The sequence below is a fragment of the Flavobacterium ginsenosidimutans genome (assembly GCF_003254625.1).
Lineage (GTDB): Bacteria > Bacteroidota > Bacteroidia > Flavobacteriales > Flavobacteriaceae > Flavobacterium > Flavobacterium ginsenosidimutans.
This window is the reverse complement of sequence record NZ_QJRJ01000071.1, coordinates 133,803-151,949: the sequence shown is the minus strand read 5'-3', so window position 1 is coordinate 151,949 and position 18,147 is coordinate 133,803. Positions and strand designations below refer to the sequence as shown.

The following is an 18,147-nucleotide window of genomic DNA, read 5'->3' as shown; positions in this document are numbered from 1 at the left end:
CCAATTTGAAAAATCCAAATTCCAAAACTAAAGCTTCAAATCTAATAAGAAACTTTCAAGGTTTTGGGAATCTTGCAGGAACAAAAAAGGTTCAAAATAAAACTTTGAACCTTTTTAAAAATCTTAGAAGCTTAGCATCTCAGAACCTTAGAATCTTTAATTAATACTATTAAGCATCTCCGCAATCTCATCTAATCTTGGTGTCAAGATAATTTCGATTCTACGGTTTTTAGCTTTTCCTTCTGGCGTTGTGTTACTTGCCAAAGGAGAGAATTCGCTTCTTCCCGCTGCTGTTAGTTTTTGTTTATTGATTTTTGGGTTTTCGCTCAAAATTGCAACAATTGCTGTTGCTCTTTTAGTCGATAAATCCCAGTTGTTTGCAATTGGTCCAGAACCTGCGTATGGATCATCGTCTGTATGTCCTTCAATTAAAACAGAAAGATCTGGATTGTCACCTAAAACTTTTCCAAGTTCTACAACCGCTTTTCTACCTTCTGTTCCAACTGCCCAGCTTCCTGAATTGAAAAGTAATTTGTTTTCCATAGAAACATAAACTTTTCCGTTTTTATGTTCAACTGTTAAACCTTTACCTTCAAAACCAGTTAAGGCTTTAGATAAAGTCTCTTTTAGTTTTCGCATTGCTTCTTCTTTCGCTGCGATCATATCTTCAAGTTCTTTCAAACGACCTGCTGTTTTGTCCAAACGAGCTTGTTCATCTGCAAGAGCTTTACCTTTTGCTTCTAATTGCGCTAACAATTCACGGTTTTTAGCCATGTTTTTCTCCAATGCATCATTGCTGTTTTTCTCTAACGCATTATAAGAATCTTGTAATACTTTATATTTCTTTTGTTCAGCAGCAAGATCAGCTTTTTGTTTTGCCAAATCATCTTTTGTGCTTGCCAAATCTTTAGTCAGTTTATCGCGATCTAGTTCTAACTGATTTTTTGCTTGCTTTAAACTTTCATTTTCATCAGCAATAGAACGATTCTCTTTTTTCAAATCAGAATATTTCGTTTCTAAATCATTATAAATTTTCTTAGAAACACATGACGTTGTGGATAAAGCTATTGCCAGCAATCCAATAGAGGCTTTTTTAATCATCTTACTTAATTATTTTTATGGGGGCGTTTAACAAATCAAAACTTTTAGTCAAATTCCAAATTTTAAATTCCAAACTCCAAAAGCAAGAATCTGAATTCATACTTGAAATTTAAACTGCATTTTACTTTACAAGAACAATACCAAAAATTAATCAATCTCGACTAAAATCGGACAATGATCTGAATGCATAGCGTCTGGTAGTATAACAGCTCTTTTTAATCTGTTTTCTAGCGCATTGCTTACCAAATTATAATCGATACGCCAACCTTTGTTGTTTCCTCTCGCTCCTGCACGGTAACTCCACCAAGAATAATGATGCGGTTCTTTATTGAAATGACGGAAACTGTCTATAAATCCAGATTTCATAAAAGCATCCAACCAAGCGCGCTCTGCAGGAAGAAATCCAGAAACCGTTTTGTTACGAACTGGATCGTGAATATCAATTGCTTCGTGACAAATATTATAATCGCCACATATAATCAGATTTGGAATCGTAAGTTTTAATTCATTTATATAATTCTGAAAATCATCCATAAACATAAACTTATGATCCAATCTTTCAATATTTGTTCCAGATGGAAGATAAAGACTCATAACAGAAACATCGTCAAAATCTGCACGAAGATTTCTGCCTTCAAAATCCATATGATGAATTCCTGTTCCATAAACTATATTATTTGGCTTTGTTTTAGAAAGAATAGCAACTCCGCTATATCCTTTTTTAGTCGCTGGATAGTAATATTGAAACGGATAACCCGCTGCTGTAAGATCGTCTACTGGAATTTGATCTTGTGTAGCTTTTATTTCCTGAAGGCAGATAACATCAGGATTTGCTTGTTGCAGCCACTCAATAAAACCTTTGTTTATTGCAGCTCTAATTCCGTTTACATTATAAGAAATAATTTTCATCAGTGATTTTTTTAAGGATTTCAAATGTAATAAAAAAGTGCAAAGTTTATCTTGGAAACAATGAAAAGTAGACTTTTTTGTTATCTTTGTTCGCTGTTCTAATAATTTAAAAGTAGTACATGGGTTTAGTTACCGCGAAAGAAGTTGCAAAAGCAATAAATGTTGAAAAGTACGGAGTTTTCGGTACATTTTCTGGCTGGATTCTTATGAAGGTTCTTAAGATCTCGACCCTTAATAAAATTTACGACCGTAATAAACACCTGGAAGACCTTGCGTTTTTGAACGGAATTTTGGACGAAATGGAAATTAAGTTCGAAATCCCTGAAGAAGATTTGAAGCGTCTGCCAAAAGATGGTGCGTATATTACCATTTCAAACCATCCGCTTGGAGGAATTGATGGAATTTTGCTTTTGAAATTAATGCTTGAAAGAGAGCCGAATTTTAAAATCATTGCCAATTTCTTGTTACATAGAATTGTTCCGATGAAAAAATACATTATGCCGGTTAATCCTTTTGAAAATCATAAGGATGCAAAGTCGAGCGTAATTGGTATTAAAGAAACTTTACGTCATTTAAGCGACGGAAAACCTTTGGGTATTTTCCCAGCTGGTGAAGTTTCAACTTATAAAGATGGTAAATTAGTAGTTGATAAACCTTGGGAAGAAGGTGCACTGAAATTAATCAGAAAAGCAAAAGTTCCTGTAGTTCCTATTTACTTTCATGCCAAAAACAGTAAATTATTCTACTGGCTTTCTAAAATTGATGATACTTTACGTACTGCAAAATTACCTTCTGAACTTCTAACGCAGAAAGATCGTGTAATTAAAGTTCGTATCGGAAAACCAATTTCTGTATCTGAGCAAAATGAGATTGAATCTTTTGAAGAATATTCAGAATTCTTGAGAAAGAAAACCTATATGCTTGCCAATCCGTTTGAGAAAGACACTAAACTGATTGACACAGCTAGCTTAAAAATCACAAAAGCACCTAAAAAAATTGTTACTCCTGCAAACGAATCAAAATTAATTGATGAAGTTCAGGCTTTAAGAAACAGCGACAGCAGATTTTTGCAAAGTAAAAACTATGAAGTTTTCTTTGCCAGCGCAAAAGAAATTCCGAACATTTTACATGAAATTGGTCGTTTACGTGAAATCACTTTCCGTGAAGTTGGTGAAGGAACTAATGAATCTATTGACTTAGACGAATACGATCAATATTATCACCATATGTTTTTGTGGGATGATGAAACCAAAAAAATCGCTGGAGCATACCGTATGGGATTAGGTTCTGAAATCTATCCAAAATACGGAATTGAAGGTTTCTATCTAACTGATCTTTTCAGATTTGAGCCGGAACTTCACGATATGATGCATAAATCGATCGAAATGGGTCGTGCATTTATCGTAAAAGATTATCAGCAAAAACCAATGCCTTTGTTCTTATTATGGAAAGGTATTATTCATACCACTTTGCGCCATCCAGAACATAAATATTTAGTTGGCGGTGTAAGTATCAGTAATCAGTTTTCAGATTTCTCTAAATCGTTGATGATTGAGTTCATGAAATCTAACTATTATGATCCGTATATTGCACAATATATTCACCCGAAAAAAGCGTACAAAGTAAAACTGAAAGACGCTGATAAAGATTTCATTTTCGACGAAGCAGAATCTGATTTGAACAAGTTTGACAAAATCATTGACGAATTAGAACCAGGAAACTTACGTTTGCCTGTTTTAATTAAGAAATACATCAAACAAAATGCAAGAGTTGTAGCTTTCAACGTTGATCCATTATTCAACAATGCAATTGATGGTTTAATGTACATTAGAATTGCAGATATTCCAGAAAGCACAATGAAACCTGTTATCGAAGAGTTTCAGATTGAATTGGAACGTAAATTATCTGAGAAGGAAGATTAAGTTTTCTCTTTTGATATATAATAAAATTAGAAAATCCCATTTGCTTAATTAGTAAATGGGATTTTTGCTTAAATAACTTTTTATTAAATTACTTATCTAGATCTGCACTCCAATCAATCTCTTCATTAAACCAATTATTTAATTTAATTTCTCCACTATCCATTTTAATTGGAATTTTTTTCGCCCAATTTTTAATATTATCGATAAATTCTTCTTTATCTAAACCATCAAATTTATGTTTATCTAAAGCATTATCTAAATACTCAAGAAAAATTTTCCCTAAATGATATCGCTGTTCTACTTTATACATTTTTTCATATTGTTCTAAAGAAACAGTAATATCTATTGTTAAGAAGTTTTCCTTTTTTGAGTATCGTATAAACGATTTTCTTTCATAACTTTTAGGAAGACATCGCAATCCAATTCCGATTGAAAGATTTACTTTTTTATACTTTTTGTTTATTTTATTTTCTAAAGAATCTATCAATTCATCAGCTAATTCATAAACTTTCGCTCCTGCAGTATCTGTTTCTATAGAAAAATCCATATATCTTTAATTTGAGTGAGTAATTTTAAAACAAAAAACCAACATTCTACTGAAGCAGAAGTTCCTCATTTACATTTTTTTTATAACTAATTAAGATCTTTCCCCAATTCTCTTAAATACTCCATTTCATCTATAGGATCTTCGCCATAGCTATTTGTCCCTTCTCCACCTCCTGTGCATATCAATATGACATTATAAAATGGAATTAAGGCATACAAACTGCTTTTGCCAACATCATGCATTCTCCTTACCGTTGCCCCAATTAAAGGAATCAATACAAATAGATTGTATATTAATCCTAACGCTCCTATTTTCGTTTCTTCAAAAGTCAATTTGGCAACATTATCTATTTTATTCAGCATGATTACTAGAATAATGTGCACTAAAATAAAAGCCAAGTATTCTTTTCTTCGTATTCTTCCATTAAAGTTCGCATAATTATGCAGAACTACCTTTTTATATATTTCGATCATTATTAAAGCTTTTATTGATTAGACAACATAAACTTCATTAAAACAAAAAATCCCAATCGTTACTGAAAGGGATTTTTTATTCTAATCTTAGAACCAAGGTTTTTTTCCAACTTGATACGTTTGATAAAACTCATCATCTGATTTTGTTAAGTAGATGATTCCTTCAACAAATCCAACCATTCCACCAAGTCCAAAAGTAACCACACTAGCAATTAATTGAATAATCCCTTCTTTTTGGTAACCTAAATAAAATTTATGAGCACCGAAAGCTCCTAATACAATACCTAAAATTCCTGCAACAACTTTTTTATTCTCTACTTTTCCTGAATTTGTGTTTTCCATTTTCTAAATAATATTTTTATTTGTTATGACTTAAAAGAGCATCTTTTTTGTTTCTAGAATGCTCTTAAAAAGTCTGCAATATTATAAAGTGGTAAGCCAAAGTATAATCTCTAAAAGTTTTTATTATAACAGAAAAAGACAATTTATTGCATAAAAAAAATCCCATTCAAAATTGATTGAATGGGATTTCTAGTATTATATGCGTTTTTCTCTTAAAACCAGCCTTTTTTACCAACTTGGTAAGTTTGGTAAAACTCTTCATCTGATTTTGTCAAGTAAATGATTCCTTCAATAAATCCGATTATACTACCAATTCCACAAGTAACTACACTAATTACGATTTGTATAATTCCTTCTTGAGTATAACCAAGTACAAATTTGTGAATTCCTAAAGATCCAAAAAGAATACCCATAAGTCCAGCTAATACTTTCTTATTTTCCTGTCTTGGTTGCGACGGTGTGTTCCAGCTTTCTGGTTTTGTTGTTTCCATTTTTTATATTATTTAGTTAATTATTAATTCCAATTTCATCAATTTCTTCTGTTGTACTTTTTGGGTCTGGACCGTAATAGTTTTCTCCAAACTCTCCTTCTGTAATCAACAAAACTAACATCCAAATAGGTCCAGCGAACGGAATTAAAGCAACTAAAATTGTCCAGCCACTTTTGCCCAAATCATGCATTCTTCTAACTGTAACCGACAAAGACGGAATTATAGATGCAAGCATGTAAAGAAAAAATAGAACTCCTACAATTGAAAGACCTACTATTGGGCCTAGAATTGCAGATAATATTATCGCTAAAAAAGCAAATGCAAAAAAGAGAATTCCTGTCGCAAGGCGAAAATACCAATATTCACTTCTTCTAGCTCTTCCGCTAAAGTTTGCATAGTTCTGGAACATGGCAATTTTATACCATTCAATCATATTTAAAATCGTTAGCTTTTCCCTACTCTTTTTAGGATTTTCGGTATGCTCCAAGCTTCGGCCAAACAAGTTATTTAGACTCATTCTTTGAAATTCGGAAACAATATTATTAAAAATTAACAAATAAAACTAATCTCACTAAATAAAATTCACAAGAAAAACCTCGTTATTAAAATCTAAAGCCTGTACGCTATTTTTTATTGTAAACTGCTTTAATTTTATCGACAATTACCTGAGCTAGACGTTCATGGCTTTCAAAAGTCCAACCTGCAATATGAGGCGTCAGTAAGACATTTTTGGCTTCCAAAAGATATTGAAAGGCTTCTGGCGTGTTTTTATCTTGAAAGAGCGTTTCGAACGAAAGTTTTTCATACTCCAAAACATCCAAACCTGCACCTAATATTTTTTTCTCTTTCATCGCTTCAACCAAGTCTGCTGTCACTATGTTTTTACCGCGAGAAGTATTGATGATCCAAAAAGGCTTTTTAAACGCATTTATAAAGTCGCTGTTGACCATTTTATCTGTTTCTGGTGTCCAAGGAAGATGAAGGCTTAAAACGTCTGTTTTTTCACGTAATTCTTCTAATGAAACTTGTTTGGCATTTTCATCCCCAACATTATCCAAAATATCGTAGCATAAAACTTCTGTATCAAAACCTCGTAGTTTTTTAGCGAAAGCTTTTCCCATATTTCCGTAACCAATAATTCCGACTGTTTTTAAATCCAGCTCATGACCGCGATTGCTTTCGCGATTCCATTGTCCTGCTTTAACCTCTGCGTCTGCTTGATTTAAGTTATTGAATAAAGATAAAATTACGCCAAGCGAATGTTCTGCAACAGCGTTGCGATTTCCTTCTGGAGCTGCAATAAGATGAATTCCTTTCGAAGAAGCATACTCACAATCAATACTTTCCAAACCTGCGCCAACTCTTGCAATAAATTGCAACTTTGTTGCAGCATCTAAAAAAGTCTTGTCAATCTTGAAACGACTGCGAATTACGATTCCGTTATAGTCTTGAATTTTTGTTTCGATTTCTTCTTTTGAAGATTTAAAATCAGCATGATTTTCGAAACCAGCTTCTTCCAATTGATTCCAAAGAATCGGATTATTGCTGTCGATATGAAGAATTTTTATACTCATTTTGTGTAGAATTTTATAAATACAAAAATACGGGAATTGTTTAAGATTTTGATTTTAATCTCGTAAAGTCGCGAAACCGCAAAGAAATAGTGGAAGACAAAAAAATAAAAGCTTCTTGCTTCCAAGCCTTCCTGGCAAACTCTTTTTTATTGCTTAGATTTTTTCTAACTTTGAAAGAATAAGAATTTTCAAATTCTAACTTCAATACTCCAGAAAATCTTCTGCAATGAAATTAACCAAGACTTTTACAGCCTTTTTTGAAAACGAAAAATCGGGAGGAATTATCTTGCTCTTGGTCACGCTTTTATCTCTTTTTCTTGCCAACTCAACGGTTCAAATTCCGTATGTGGCATTTTGGGAAAAAGAAATTGTGGGACATTCTATAACCCACTGGATCAACGACGGATTAATGACCATCTTCTTCCTTTTAATCGGTTTGGAGCTTGAACGCGAGATATATCATGGCGAATTATCGAATTTTAAAAATGCTTCTTTGCCAATAATGGCCGCTTTTGGCGGAATGCTAGTTCCTGCCGCAATATTTTTAGTTTTAAATTACGGAACGACCACACAAAACGGAGCCGGAATTCCAATGGCGACCGATATTGCTTTTGCAATCGGAATCTTGTCACTTCTCGGAAATAAAGTTCCAGCTTCATTAAAAGTGTTTTTAACTGCTTTGGCCGTAATTGATGATTTGGGTGCCATTATCGTGATTGCGATTTTTTACACCACGTCAATTTCTTTTCTAAATCTCGGAATTGCACTTGGAATTTGGTGTCTTCTTTTTGTTTTAAACCGAATGAAAATTCACAACCTAATTCCATATCTCATTGGTGGAGTTGTAATGTGGTATTTTATGCTTAATTCTGGCGTTCACGCCACAATTACTGGTGTGATCTTGGCATTTGTTATTCCGTTTGGAGATGGCGGAGAAAAAACGTCTTCATACAAGTTGCAGCATTTTCTACACAAACCCGTTGCTTTTTTCATTTTGCCTTTGTTCGCAATTGCCAATACTGCTTTAACGATTACCGAAAACTGGCATGAAGGTTTAAATCATGTCAACACATACGGAATCATTCTCGGACTAGTAGTTGGAAAACCACTTGGAATTTTGCTTTTCTCTTCTGTTGGCGTAACGGCAGGCTTGTGCACTTTACCGAAAAATTTAAAATGGGCGCATATTTTAGGTGCAGGAATGCTGGGCGGAATTGGTTTTACAATGTCAATCTTCATTACAGTTCTTGCTTTTAAAAATCCAGAAATTATTGTTTTTTCTAAAATTGCGATTTTGATTGCATCATTTTTGGCGGGACTTATGGGATTTGTTTATTTGAAATACACGCTGAACAGATTGAAATAAAATTCCAATTTAGTAAGTTTAATAAATGAAAAGAATCAGACAAATACTTACGATATCAATATCACTTATAATATTGCTTGCTGGTATTATCTTTTATCAAATAAAATACAATCCTTCACGCCCAAACTTAGATCCTCAAATGCCCGTTCCGTTTTGCGGAACCCAAGCTTTTGAATTAATAGGAGATGCTTCCAAAGGAAAAGAGATTTTTAATTCCAATTGTGCAGCTTGTCATAAATTAGATGCCAAGAGTACAGGACCTGCATTTAGAAATTTAGACTCATTGGTTTTTGTCAAATGGATGCTAAGGAAAAACCATAAAATCGACAGCACTAAAATTGAGAATTTAGGAATCGATTATCATCGTACAATGTTTAAAGACGTTCTAGATGAAAACAATCTTCCTTTCGTAATCAAATATTGTTCGAGAATAATTGATTAAACTTAAAAACAAAAAATCCCAAACCCCAACAAGAATTGGAATTTGGAATTTATCCCGAAGCTTCGGGATTGGAATTTCTTTAAAATCTACCCTTTGATTTGTTTCAAAGAAGTCTTAATCCCTTTAATTAATGATGAACTGAAGCCATTGTGTTCCATTTCATTTAAACCTACAATTGTACAACCTTGAGGTGTTGTTACACGGTCGATTAATTGTTCTGGGTGCACTCTTTCTTCTAAAAGCATTTTTGCCGCTCCTTTTACGGTTTGTGCTGCAATTGCCAAAGCGGTGTTAGAATCAAATCCAATTTCGATTCCTGCTTGCATAGACGCGCGAATATAACGCAATGCATACGCTGTTCCGCAAGCGCCTAAAACGGTTGCTGCATCCATCAATTTTTCGTCGATTACTGGAGCTGTTCCTAAATCTTGGAATAAATCAACAATTGGCGAAGCATTTGCCGCATATTTTTCTGGGAAAGAAATACAAGTCGCCGATTCTCCAAACTGCGCCGCAATATTTGGCATAATACGTACAACTGGATATTCGTAGTTTGTTTTGGTTTGAAGCACATCCAAAGACAATCCGCTTACTGCTGAAGCAATTGTTTTGTTTTGAATAACTGGCAAAATTTCAGCCAAAACAGTATCTACCTGATACGGTTTTATAGTTAAAATTACAACATCAGCTTCCTGGATGTTGTGTTTATTATCGTTTGAAACAGCAATTCCATATTCAGATAAATATTGAATGCTTGCTATGTTTCTTCGTGTGACAGTAACTTGGTTGTTTTTCGAGAATTTAGCAATTCCCAAGGCAATAGAAACCCCAAGGTTTCCTCCTCCAATAATGTGTACTTTCATTTTGGTTGGCTTTAATTATTCGTAACTGATAAACAGCATTTTTTCCGCCTGTAAATTACGTAGATTTTAGAGATCTTAAATCACTGTAATCTGCTAATTTGTGGCAAAAATCTAAAATCCAAGAATTAAGTTTGCTACACCAAAGTAGAGCATAATTCCAAATACATCATTGGTTGTTGTGATAAACGGACCAGTAGCAATTGCGGGGTCAATTTTATTTTTGTTCAAGAAAAGCGGTACTAAAGTTCCTAAAGTTGCTGCAAAAAGAATTACTACAATCATCGAAATTGAAATCGCAAATCCTACCAAATATTGCTGATACATAATAGAATGGTATCCTAATAAAAGCAAAGAGATAATACTTCCCGATATCATAGAAACGGTAATTTCTTTAGTAAAATAAGCACGGCTGAAATCTTTCAGCGTTCCGTTTGCCAAACCTTGTACCACGATTGCCGAAGCCTGAACTCCAATATTTCCTGCAGTTGCAGAAAGCAAAGGCACAAATATGATTAAAGTAGAATATTTTTGAAAAGTTGCTTCGTTTCCTTTCAAAACAAAAGAAGCTACAATTTCGATCACCATTCCAATTAAAAGCCAAGGCAAACGTGCTTTTGTCAATTCGTAAACGCTGTCATTCGATTCAACGTCTTGCGTGATACCCGCCGCTAACTGGTAATCTTTATCGGCTTCTTCCTTGATTACGTCTACAATGTCATCGATGGTAATTCTTCCCACCAAACGCCCTAATTCGTCAACCACCGGAATAGCCTCTAAGTCGTACTTCTGCATGATACGAGCAACCTCAACGTCTTCAGTATCAACTTTTACAAAATTTAATTTTCGGATATAAACATCACCAATTTGCGTTTTGGTAGAAGAAGTCAATAAATCTTTAAGTGATAATCTTCCTTTTAAACGGTTTTCATCGTCAACCACATAAATTGAATGTACTCTAGAAACATTCTCGGCCTGAATTCGCATTTCTTTTACGCAGGTCAAAACGTTCCAGTTTTCATTCACTTTTACAAGCTCTTTACCCATCAAACCACCAGCAGTGTTTTCGTCGTAACGCAAAAGATCAACAATGTCTTTGGCGTGTTCAACATCGACTAATTCCGAGATTACTTCTGCCTTTATTTCTTGCGAAAGTTCGGCAATAATGTCGGCAGCGTCATTAGTTTCAAGCTCATCAAGCTCTTCCGCGATTTCCTTTGGTGAAAGTCGGCTTAAGATGTTTTCACGCAGATCTTCCTCTAATTCAAGAAGAATTTCGGCAGTTTTATCACTATCTAAAACCTTAAAGATGTAAGTTGCCTCATCAAAATCTAATTCTTCTAAGATTTCGGCAATATCGGCGTGGTGCAGATCATTAAGTAAAACTTCAAGTTCGTTGTCGTTTTTCTTATTGATAAGTTCCTCTAACTGGTGTATAAATTCTCTACTAACTTTGAACTCCATCGGTTTCTATTTTTTGAGTTAGTTCAATAAATTCATCAACGCTAAGTTGCTCCGGACGTTTATCAAAGATAGTGTCTTCTCGCAAATTGTCTGATAAATTTAATGTTTTCAAACTGTTACGTAATGTTTTTCGTCTCTGCTGAAAAGCAGTTTTTACAACTGTAAAAAACAACTTTTCGCTGCAAGGAAGACTATAATCTTCCTTTCGGGTCATTCTCATCACACCCGATTTCACCTTGGGCGGAGGAATAAAAACGTTTTCATTAACCGTAAACAGATACTCGGTATCATAGAAAGCCTGAGCTAAAACTGATAGTATTCCGTAGGTTTTTGAGCCTTTCTTTTCACAGATACGCTCAGCTACTTCTTTCTGAAACATTCCAGAAAATTCTGGAATCTGGTCTCTAAGCTCTAATGTCCTAAAAACAATCTGAGAAGAAATATTGTACGGAAAGTTACCAATTATGGCAAATTGTTTATTTTGGTAAACTTCATTTATATTATACTTCAGGAAATCCTGAGAGATAATTTTATCTTTTAATTTTGGATAATTGGCATCCAAATATGCCACAGATTCTGTGTCGATCTCAATAACGTGTGTGTTAACTGGCTTTTCAAGTAAGTACTTAGTAAGCACACCCATCCCTGGTCCTATTTCTAAAACCTCATCATATCCCTTAAAAGTCAAAGTATCAGCAATAGCTTTTGCGATACTTTCATCTTTAAGAAAGTGCTGTCCTAAATGTTTTTTGGCTTTTACTTTTTCCATTTCATTTATCTTGTTTGCCACGAGGCTGCAAAAGTATTCTTTTTACTGTAAAGGCACTAAGAAGCAAAGCTTTATTTTTTGTTTTTTTGCCACGAAGACTCAAAGACGCCAATATTTAGTCCCTTTCTTCTCAATTAAAAAACTGAAAACTGCGACCGTGACTGAAAACTAAAAAAATTAATGCTCCGAAATAACTTCCAATTCTGTTCTGAAAGAAAGCATTTTATCGGCAAATAAACCTAACGCTTCTCTGTGAAATTCTGGTTCGTCTTCGATATAAAACTTCTCTAGGGTTTCTTTACTGTCTGTTACATATTGTACAGAATAGGTAATTCCTCCCATTTCTTCTTCAACTAGAACTTTTACAATTCGCGCCGAAGAAAATTTCTGAGTTGCCAGAATTTCTGGTATGTGTTTTTCCTGCATCCATTTTAACCATTGGTCATGAACGCTTTCGTGTATATTTGTGGTAACGTTGTAAATAATCATTTTTTCTAAGGTTCTGAGATGCTAAGGTTCTGAGTTTTTTTCTGAAACTTAAAAATCAATTCTCATATTACTAATTTTTCTTGTTTAATCGGTTAATCGATTAACCGATTAAACCAAACTATAAATTCTTATCTCCTCTCAATTCTCGGTATTTTTTTCTGGCATCGACAAAGTAAATACTGTCTTGATGGTTAAAAATTACTTTTTCATATAAAGGTTTTGCCTTTTCTGGATCTTTTAGTTCGTCGTTGTAAATTTCGGCTGAGAAAAATAGTGCTTCATCAACATAAATTCCGTCGCTGTGATTGTCTATAATTTGCTGATATTGGCTTAAAGCTGAAGCAAAATCCTTCTGACTTTCGTAAACTTTTCCTAAACGAAGTAAAGTAACCGCTTCAATTTCCTGACCTTTAAAGTTTTTTAGAATATTCTGAAACTGCGTTATTGCTTCTTGCTTTTTATTCTGATAAATTAAAAAATCTCCTTTTGCAAGTTGCTTCAGAGCCACTTGAGTCGAATCTGCTGCGGTATTATCATTAATTAAAAGAAAATATTCTAAAGCATCATTGGCGATTAACTGCGTGTTTGCTGCTTTTAATTCTTTAAATTGTTTATTCGCCCACTCAAAATCACCTTTGTAATAACTTGTTTTCGCCGCTTTCAAACTTGCTTCATGTGCCATTACATCATTCTTCAGATCCAATTGAATTTGCGAATAGTAAATAAGCGCCTGATTGTACTTTTCTTCCAAAAGCAAAATATCAGCCAATTCCATTTTAGCATCGGCTTTTTGATATTCGTTTAAATTCAATTCTAAAGCCTTTTTGATTACTGCCTTTCCTTCTTCTGTTTTTTTCAAATTAAAAGCCAGAAAATGGGCTTGAATGATTTGCAAAGATAAGGTAAAAGGATTGATTTGGTAAGTTGCCAGCAATTGCTGCAATTCTTGATCGATGGCCGGATAATCTTTTTCCTGCGCTTTATCGATCTTAATCTGCATCAAATATGCATTCGACTGAATTAATAAATCTAAATCTTTTGTATTTTGAAGAATGAAATTCAAAATTTCTTCTGCTGTATCAGTATCGTCTTCAGTCAATGCAAACTGACTCAAATTAACAATGCTTAACAGCGATTCTGGTTCGCGTTTGTAAATCGCTTTTTCTTGAATAAACGCTTTTCCGAATTCTTTCTGCTGTACATAAAACCAACTCAAATAATGATTCCAGAAAACATCTTGATCTTTCTGAGTTTTTAAGATTAATGCTTTACGCATTGCATCTTTAAAAGCCGTATTATCGGTTTCGCCGTTCATGAATCGAGACAATTGTGTCTGAATCAGATTGGTGTTCTGCGGATTTGTAAAAGATTCTGTCAATAGTAAATCGATCATCAAATCGGTTTTTCCTAATTGACCGTACAACATTCCGATTTGGAAATTGAAATTAAAATTTGGCTGAACCTGCATAGCCGTTTGATACGATTTTAGAGCATATTCCAACAATACTTTTTTCTCGAATGAACTTGCTATTCCGTAAACATCATTCGGATTTACTTTTATTTTCTCGATTGCCTGTTCGTAGTAATTTTTGGCTTTCGAATCATTTTTCTGCAATTGAAAATTATATCCTAATTCAACTAAAAAAACTCCTTGCTTGTAACGGTTGAAACGATCTTGAATCGCTTTTTCAGCATTTGCGTATTGCTGCAATTGCTGATAACAATCAACCGTTCTTAAAAAATATTGGGTGTTAGATGGCGCACTTCTTAAAAGCTCTTCATAACTGATTTTAGCTTTTTCGAAATCACCTTTATCGTAGTAATATTGTGCCAGTTGCTCGTTTTGGCCAAACGCAAAACCAGAACATAACAAAACGATACAAATCAATATGTTTTTCATATTTTTTAAGTTTTCAGTCTAAGTCGCGGTTTTCAGTCTAAGTTTAACTGTAAACTGTCACTGTAAACTGGGACTTTTTTTTAGTTTTCAGTCGCAGTAACGGTTTTCAGTCTTGTTAAAACTGCAAATTGGCACTGCCAACTGGCACTTTTTTTAAGTTTTCAGTCGCAGTTTTCAGCCTTGTTAGAACTGTAAACTGTGACTATTTTTAGTTACTGTCCACTGAGACTTTCTTAGTTTTCCAGAAAATCAAACCTAAGCCAATTAAAATGAACGGAATACTCAAAATCTGTCCCATATTAATTAGCATACTGTTTTCAAAAGCTTCTTGGTTTTCCTTGAAAAATTCAATTATAAAACGAGCCGTAAATAATAAAGTTAAGAAAGTTCCAAAGATTAATCCCTGTGCATTTCTAATTTTCTCCGATTTATACATATAAAACAGAATTCCGAAAATCAATAAATAAGCAAAAGCTTCATATAATTGCGTTGGATGTCTCGGAATCAAATCGTCTCTCTGAAAAACTACGCCCCAATTTCCGTTGGTTGGTTTTCCATAGATTTCAGAATTCATAAAATTTCCCAGTCTGATAAAAGCGCCCGTTACAGGAACTGCAACTGCCATTTTATCTAAAAGTCCGAAGAATTTTACTTTGTATTTTCGGCAGTATAAAATCATTGCCGTTATAACTCCAATCGAACCTCCGTGACTTGCCAAACCTTGATAACCCACAAATTGATAAGCTCCTTTTATTTTTTGAATTGGTAAAAGAATTTCTATCGGATGTTTGAAAAAATACTCAGGTTCGTAAAAGAAACAATGTCCGAGTCTTGCACCTAAAACGGTTCCGACAATGACATAAATAAGTAAAGAATCGAGATTGTCTAAAGAAAGGTTTTCTTTTTTATAAATGTTTCTGACGATGTAAAACCCGAGAAGAAGTCCGCAGGCAAAAAGAGCTCCGTAATATTTTAACGGAAAAGTATCTGTGATCCAGAAAATGACAGGATCTACGTTCCAATTTAAAATTCCGTTTTTCATTGGTATGAGTTTTTAGTTTTCAGTCGCAGTCGCAGTTTTCAGTCCAGTATGAAACTGAGACTGAAAACTGCGACTGAAAACTAAAAAACTAGTTTATAATATCAAATCCGCAGTAAGGACGTAAAACCTCTGGGATTACGATTCCTTCTGGAGTTTGGTAATTTTCAATAATTCCAGCTAAAACACGAGGAAGCGCTAATGAACTTCCGTTAAGTGTGTGAGCCAATTGGTTTTTTCCGTCTTTATCTTTAAAACGTAATTTCAAACGGTTTGCTTGGAAAGTTTCGAAGTTAGAAACAGAACTAATCTCTAACCAACGATCTTGAGCAGTTGAAAATACTTCAAAATCATAAGTCAAAGCAGATGTAAATCCCATATCGCCTCCGCAAAGACGTAAAACTCTGTATGGTAATTTTAGTTCTTTTAAAATCTCTTTTACATGTTCTACCATTCCGTCTAATGCTGCATAAGAATTATCTGGATGCTCCACACGAACGATTTCTACTTTATCAAATTGGTGCAAACGGTTTAATCCACGAACGTGCGCTCCGTAAGAACCTGCTTCACGACGGAAACATGGCGTATACGCTGTATGTAAAACAGGAAGATCACTTTCGTTTAAAATAACATCACGGAATAAATTCGTTACTGGAACCTCAGCCGTTGGAATCAAATATAAATCATCAATTGTAGAATGATACATTTGTCCTTCTTTATCTGGCAATTGTCCTGTTCCAAAACCTGAAGCTTCGTTTACCAAATGAGGAACTTGAACTTCGTTGTATCCTGCAGCTGTATTCTTGTCTAAGAAATAATTGATCAAAGCACGTTGAAGCTTTGCCCCTTTTCCTTTATAAACAGGAAATCCTGCTCCAGTTATTTTTACACCCAATTCAAAATCGATGATGTCGTATTTCTTTACCAATTCCCAGTGTGGCTGTGCGCCTTCGTGTAAAACTGGAATATCTCCTTCTTGAAAAACATTCAAATTATCATCTGGAGTTTTTCCTTCAGGAACAATATCAGCTGGAAGGTTTGGTAAAGTGTATAGTTTATTGGTTAACTCAACAGCCAAAGCTTCTGCTTTTTCGCTAAGTTCTTTACTTTTCTCTTTTAGTGAAACTGTTTTTTCTTTTAAGATTGCTGCTTTAGCTTTCTCACCAGCTTTCATCAATTCACCAATATCTTTGGACAATTTATTAGATTCTGATAAAGTATTGTCTAATTCCACCTGTGCAGCACGACGATTTTCGTCTAATTGAACCACCTCTTCAACAACGCTTTTAGCATCGATATTTCGTTTTGCTAAAGCTTTGATTACTTTCTCTTGATTTTCTCTAATAAATGCAATTTGTAACATAGCTTGATTTTTATAACTATTGTATTTTTTATAACGGAAGCAAATTTAAGGAAATGTTTGTTAACAATAGGTCAAAGTTTTGCAGGAAAACTGAAATCTCCTATAAACAGCAAAAGCACCTTAAAAGTGCTCTTGTTGTTTTTTGATTTTTTCTAAATTTATTCCAGAAAACGATGTCTGTCATCTCTATTGAAAGCATATTCTTTTCCGTTAAACTTGAGCTTTTCAAATTCTCTTTTAGTTTTAAGATCGCTTTTTTCTTCTACTCCATTTTCTAGATCATCTTCAACCGATTCTTCATAAGAAAAGTTTTTGGTGATCATTAAATCAAAGTAACCATTGGTTTTTTCGTCAGAAAAACTCATTCCGGTTTCTAGAGTTTCGATCTGAAAAGTACCACTTCCGTTAGAATCTCCATTCGTCAAGTGAATAGGATATTCGTACAATACTTTTTTGATTTCTTTATTAGCCAAAGTTACCAAAGTGAATTTTTGCTCCGAATACAATACAATTCTACTGCTTGCGCTGGCTTCAGTGTAAAAAGCAACTGCAGGAGTTTTTCCGTTTAAAAAAACGAGGTCTTTTAAAATATGAGATTTTGAAAATCGGATGGCTTCATTATCGTAATAACCTAAATTATCATCAAATTCTTCGGCAATTACACTTCCGTTTTCCCGATTTACAAATAAGTACTTGCGCTGAAAATAATTGCCTAACTCTTCCTCATCATTCTTTATCGCTTTTTTATTGTGTTCTACAATTGTCAAAACAAAAAAAGCGGTTTTATCATCGTAGTTAATCGAACTCGTTTCGCTAATCTTGATGGCAGAATATTTAATTTTAAGATTTGTCGCGACTTTCGAAAGCAATGGAAGATCCAATTCTGTTGAATCTTCAATTTCATCTGTGTTTTTAAAAATGAGTTTCTTAATCTCCTTTTTATTTAAATCCGCATCAATTTCGGTCTGGGAAAGTAGTTCTTGATTCTGAATTTGTGTTTCGTCTTTGATCTTATCACTTTTCCCGCAGGAAAGCAAAAGCACCAAAATTCCGTTCAAAAGGGCAGTTTTTTTCATAGGTTTTGGTTTATTAGAAA

The 18,147-nt window shown here is 34.0% G+C and carries 18 protein-coding genes and 1 pseudogene; 3 read left to right on the top strand and 16 right to left on the bottom strand.

The genetic code is table 11. The features are described 5' to 3' along the window. Positions 1-156: 156 nt before the first annotated feature. Complete coding sequence (locus DM444_RS06285; protein WP_111284950.1) at positions 157-1,101, bottom strand: OmpA family protein; 945 nt, start codon at positions 1,099-1,101, stop codon at positions 157-159. Between the two features lie 147 nt (positions 1,102-1,248). Further along, entirely contained in the window at positions 1,249-2,010 is a 762-nt protein-coding gene (locus DM444_RS06280) for an exodeoxyribonuclease III (RefSeq protein WP_111284949.1), read from the bottom strand. A 119-nt stretch (positions 2,011-2,129) separates the two neighbouring features. On the opposite strand from DM444_RS06280, the gene DM444_RS06275 reads away from it, so the two are divergent. Beyond that, entirely contained in the window at positions 2,130-3,932 is a 1,803-nt protein-coding gene (locus DM444_RS06275) for a GNAT family N-acyltransferase (RefSeq protein WP_111284948.1), read from the top strand. Positions 3,933-4,020: 88 nt separating this feature from the next. On the opposite strand, the gene DM444_RS06270 is transcribed toward DM444_RS06275, so the two are convergent. From DM444_RS06270 to DM444_RS06245, 6 genes are all read right to left on the bottom strand, one after another. Further along, the gene (locus DM444_RS06270) at positions 4,021-4,479 is read right to left on the bottom strand and encodes a hypothetical protein (RefSeq protein ID WP_111284947.1); all 459 of its coding nucleotides are present in this window, start codon (positions 4,477-4,479) and stop codon (positions 4,021-4,023) included. Positions 4,480-4,565: 86 nt separating this feature from the next. Continuing rightward, positions 4,566-4,952: a DUF805 domain-containing protein gene (locus tag DM444_RS06265; protein WP_111284946.1), complete on the bottom strand. Its 387-nt coding sequence runs from the start codon at positions 4,950-4,952 to the stop codon at positions 4,566-4,568. An 87-nt stretch (positions 4,953-5,039) separates the two neighbouring features. Beyond that, complete coding sequence (locus DM444_RS06260; RefSeq protein WP_111284945.1) at positions 5,040-5,294, bottom strand: TM2 domain-containing protein; 255 nt, start codon at positions 5,292-5,294, stop codon at positions 5,040-5,042. Between the two features lie 212 nt (positions 5,295-5,506). Further along, positions 5,507-5,785, bottom strand: coding sequence for a TM2 domain-containing protein (locus DM444_RS06255; RefSeq protein WP_111284944.1), 279 nt, complete (start codon positions 5,783-5,785; stop codon positions 5,507-5,509). A gap of 16 nt (positions 5,786-5,801) precedes the next feature. Then, on the bottom strand, positions 5,802-6,302 hold the full coding sequence (locus tag DM444_RS06250) for a DUF805 domain-containing protein (protein WP_239455599.1): 501 nt from the start codon (positions 6,300-6,302) through the stop codon (positions 5,802-5,804). A 106-nt stretch (positions 6,303-6,408) separates the two neighbouring features. Beyond that, positions 6,409-7,359, bottom strand: coding sequence for a 2-hydroxyacid dehydrogenase (locus tag DM444_RS06245; RefSeq protein ID WP_111284942.1), 951 nt, complete (start codon positions 7,357-7,359; stop codon positions 6,409-6,411). A 226-nt stretch (positions 7,360-7,585) separates the two neighbouring features. Between DM444_RS06245 and nhaA the strand changes: the two genes are divergently transcribed. Further along, complete coding sequence (gene nhaA / locus DM444_RS06240; protein ID WP_111284941.1) at positions 7,586-8,725, top strand: Na+/H+ antiporter NhaA; 1,140 nt, start codon at positions 7,586-7,588, stop codon at positions 8,723-8,725. A 184-nt stretch (positions 8,726-8,909) separates the two neighbouring features. Beyond that, a pseudogene (locus DM444_RS24085) lies at positions 8,910-9,167 on the top strand (c-type cytochrome); the annotation flags it as partial. 86 nt (positions 9,168-9,253) lie between these two features. Here DM444_RS24085 and proC read toward each other — a convergent pair. The 8 genes from proC to DM444_RS06195 form a co-directional block, all read right to left on the bottom strand. Continuing rightward, entirely contained in the window at positions 9,254-10,030 is a 777-nt protein-coding gene (gene proC / locus DM444_RS06230; RefSeq protein ID WP_095930297.1) for a pyrroline-5-carboxylate reductase, read from the bottom strand. A 111-nt stretch (positions 10,031-10,141) separates the two neighbouring features. Next, entirely contained in the window at positions 10,142-11,491 is a 1,350-nt protein-coding gene (gene mgtE / locus DM444_RS06225; protein ID WP_111284939.1) for a magnesium transporter, read from the bottom strand. After that, positions 11,475-12,260 carry a 16S rRNA (adenine(1518)-N(6)/adenine(1519)-N(6))-dimethyltransferase RsmA gene (rsmA, locus tag DM444_RS06220; protein ID WP_111284938.1) on the bottom strand — a complete coding sequence of 262 codons (786 nt, stop codon included), beginning with the start codon at positions 12,258-12,260 and terminating at the stop codon, positions 11,475-11,477. The genes mgtE and rsmA overlap by 17 nt, the downstream gene beginning before the upstream one ends. A 177-nt stretch (positions 12,261-12,437) precedes the next feature. Beyond that, positions 12,438-12,749, bottom strand: a complete 312-nt coding sequence (locus tag DM444_RS06215) for a DUF4286 family protein (protein ID WP_111284937.1) — start codon at positions 12,747-12,749, stop codon at positions 12,438-12,440. A 118-nt stretch (positions 12,750-12,867) separates the two neighbouring features. Beyond that, the gene (locus DM444_RS06210; RefSeq protein ID WP_111284936.1) at positions 12,868-14,649 is read right to left on the bottom strand and encodes a tetratricopeptide repeat protein; all 1,782 of its coding nucleotides are present in this window, start codon (positions 14,647-14,649) and stop codon (positions 12,868-12,870) included. A 208-nt stretch (positions 14,650-14,857) separates the two neighbouring features. Beyond that, complete coding sequence (gene lgt / locus DM444_RS06205) at positions 14,858-15,691, bottom strand: prolipoprotein diacylglyceryl transferase (protein WP_111284935.1); 834 nt, start codon at positions 15,689-15,691, stop codon at positions 14,858-14,860. 88 nt (positions 15,692-15,779) lie between these two features. Further along, positions 15,780-17,051, bottom strand: coding sequence for a serine--tRNA ligase (gene serS / locus DM444_RS06200; RefSeq protein WP_111284934.1), 1,272 nt, complete (start codon positions 17,049-17,051; stop codon positions 15,780-15,782). A gap of 158 nt (positions 17,052-17,209) precedes the next feature. Continuing rightward, positions 17,210-18,127, bottom strand: coding sequence for a hypothetical protein (locus DM444_RS06195; protein WP_111284933.1), 918 nt, complete (start codon positions 18,125-18,127; stop codon positions 17,210-17,212). Positions 18,128-18,147: the final 20 nt, after the last annotated feature.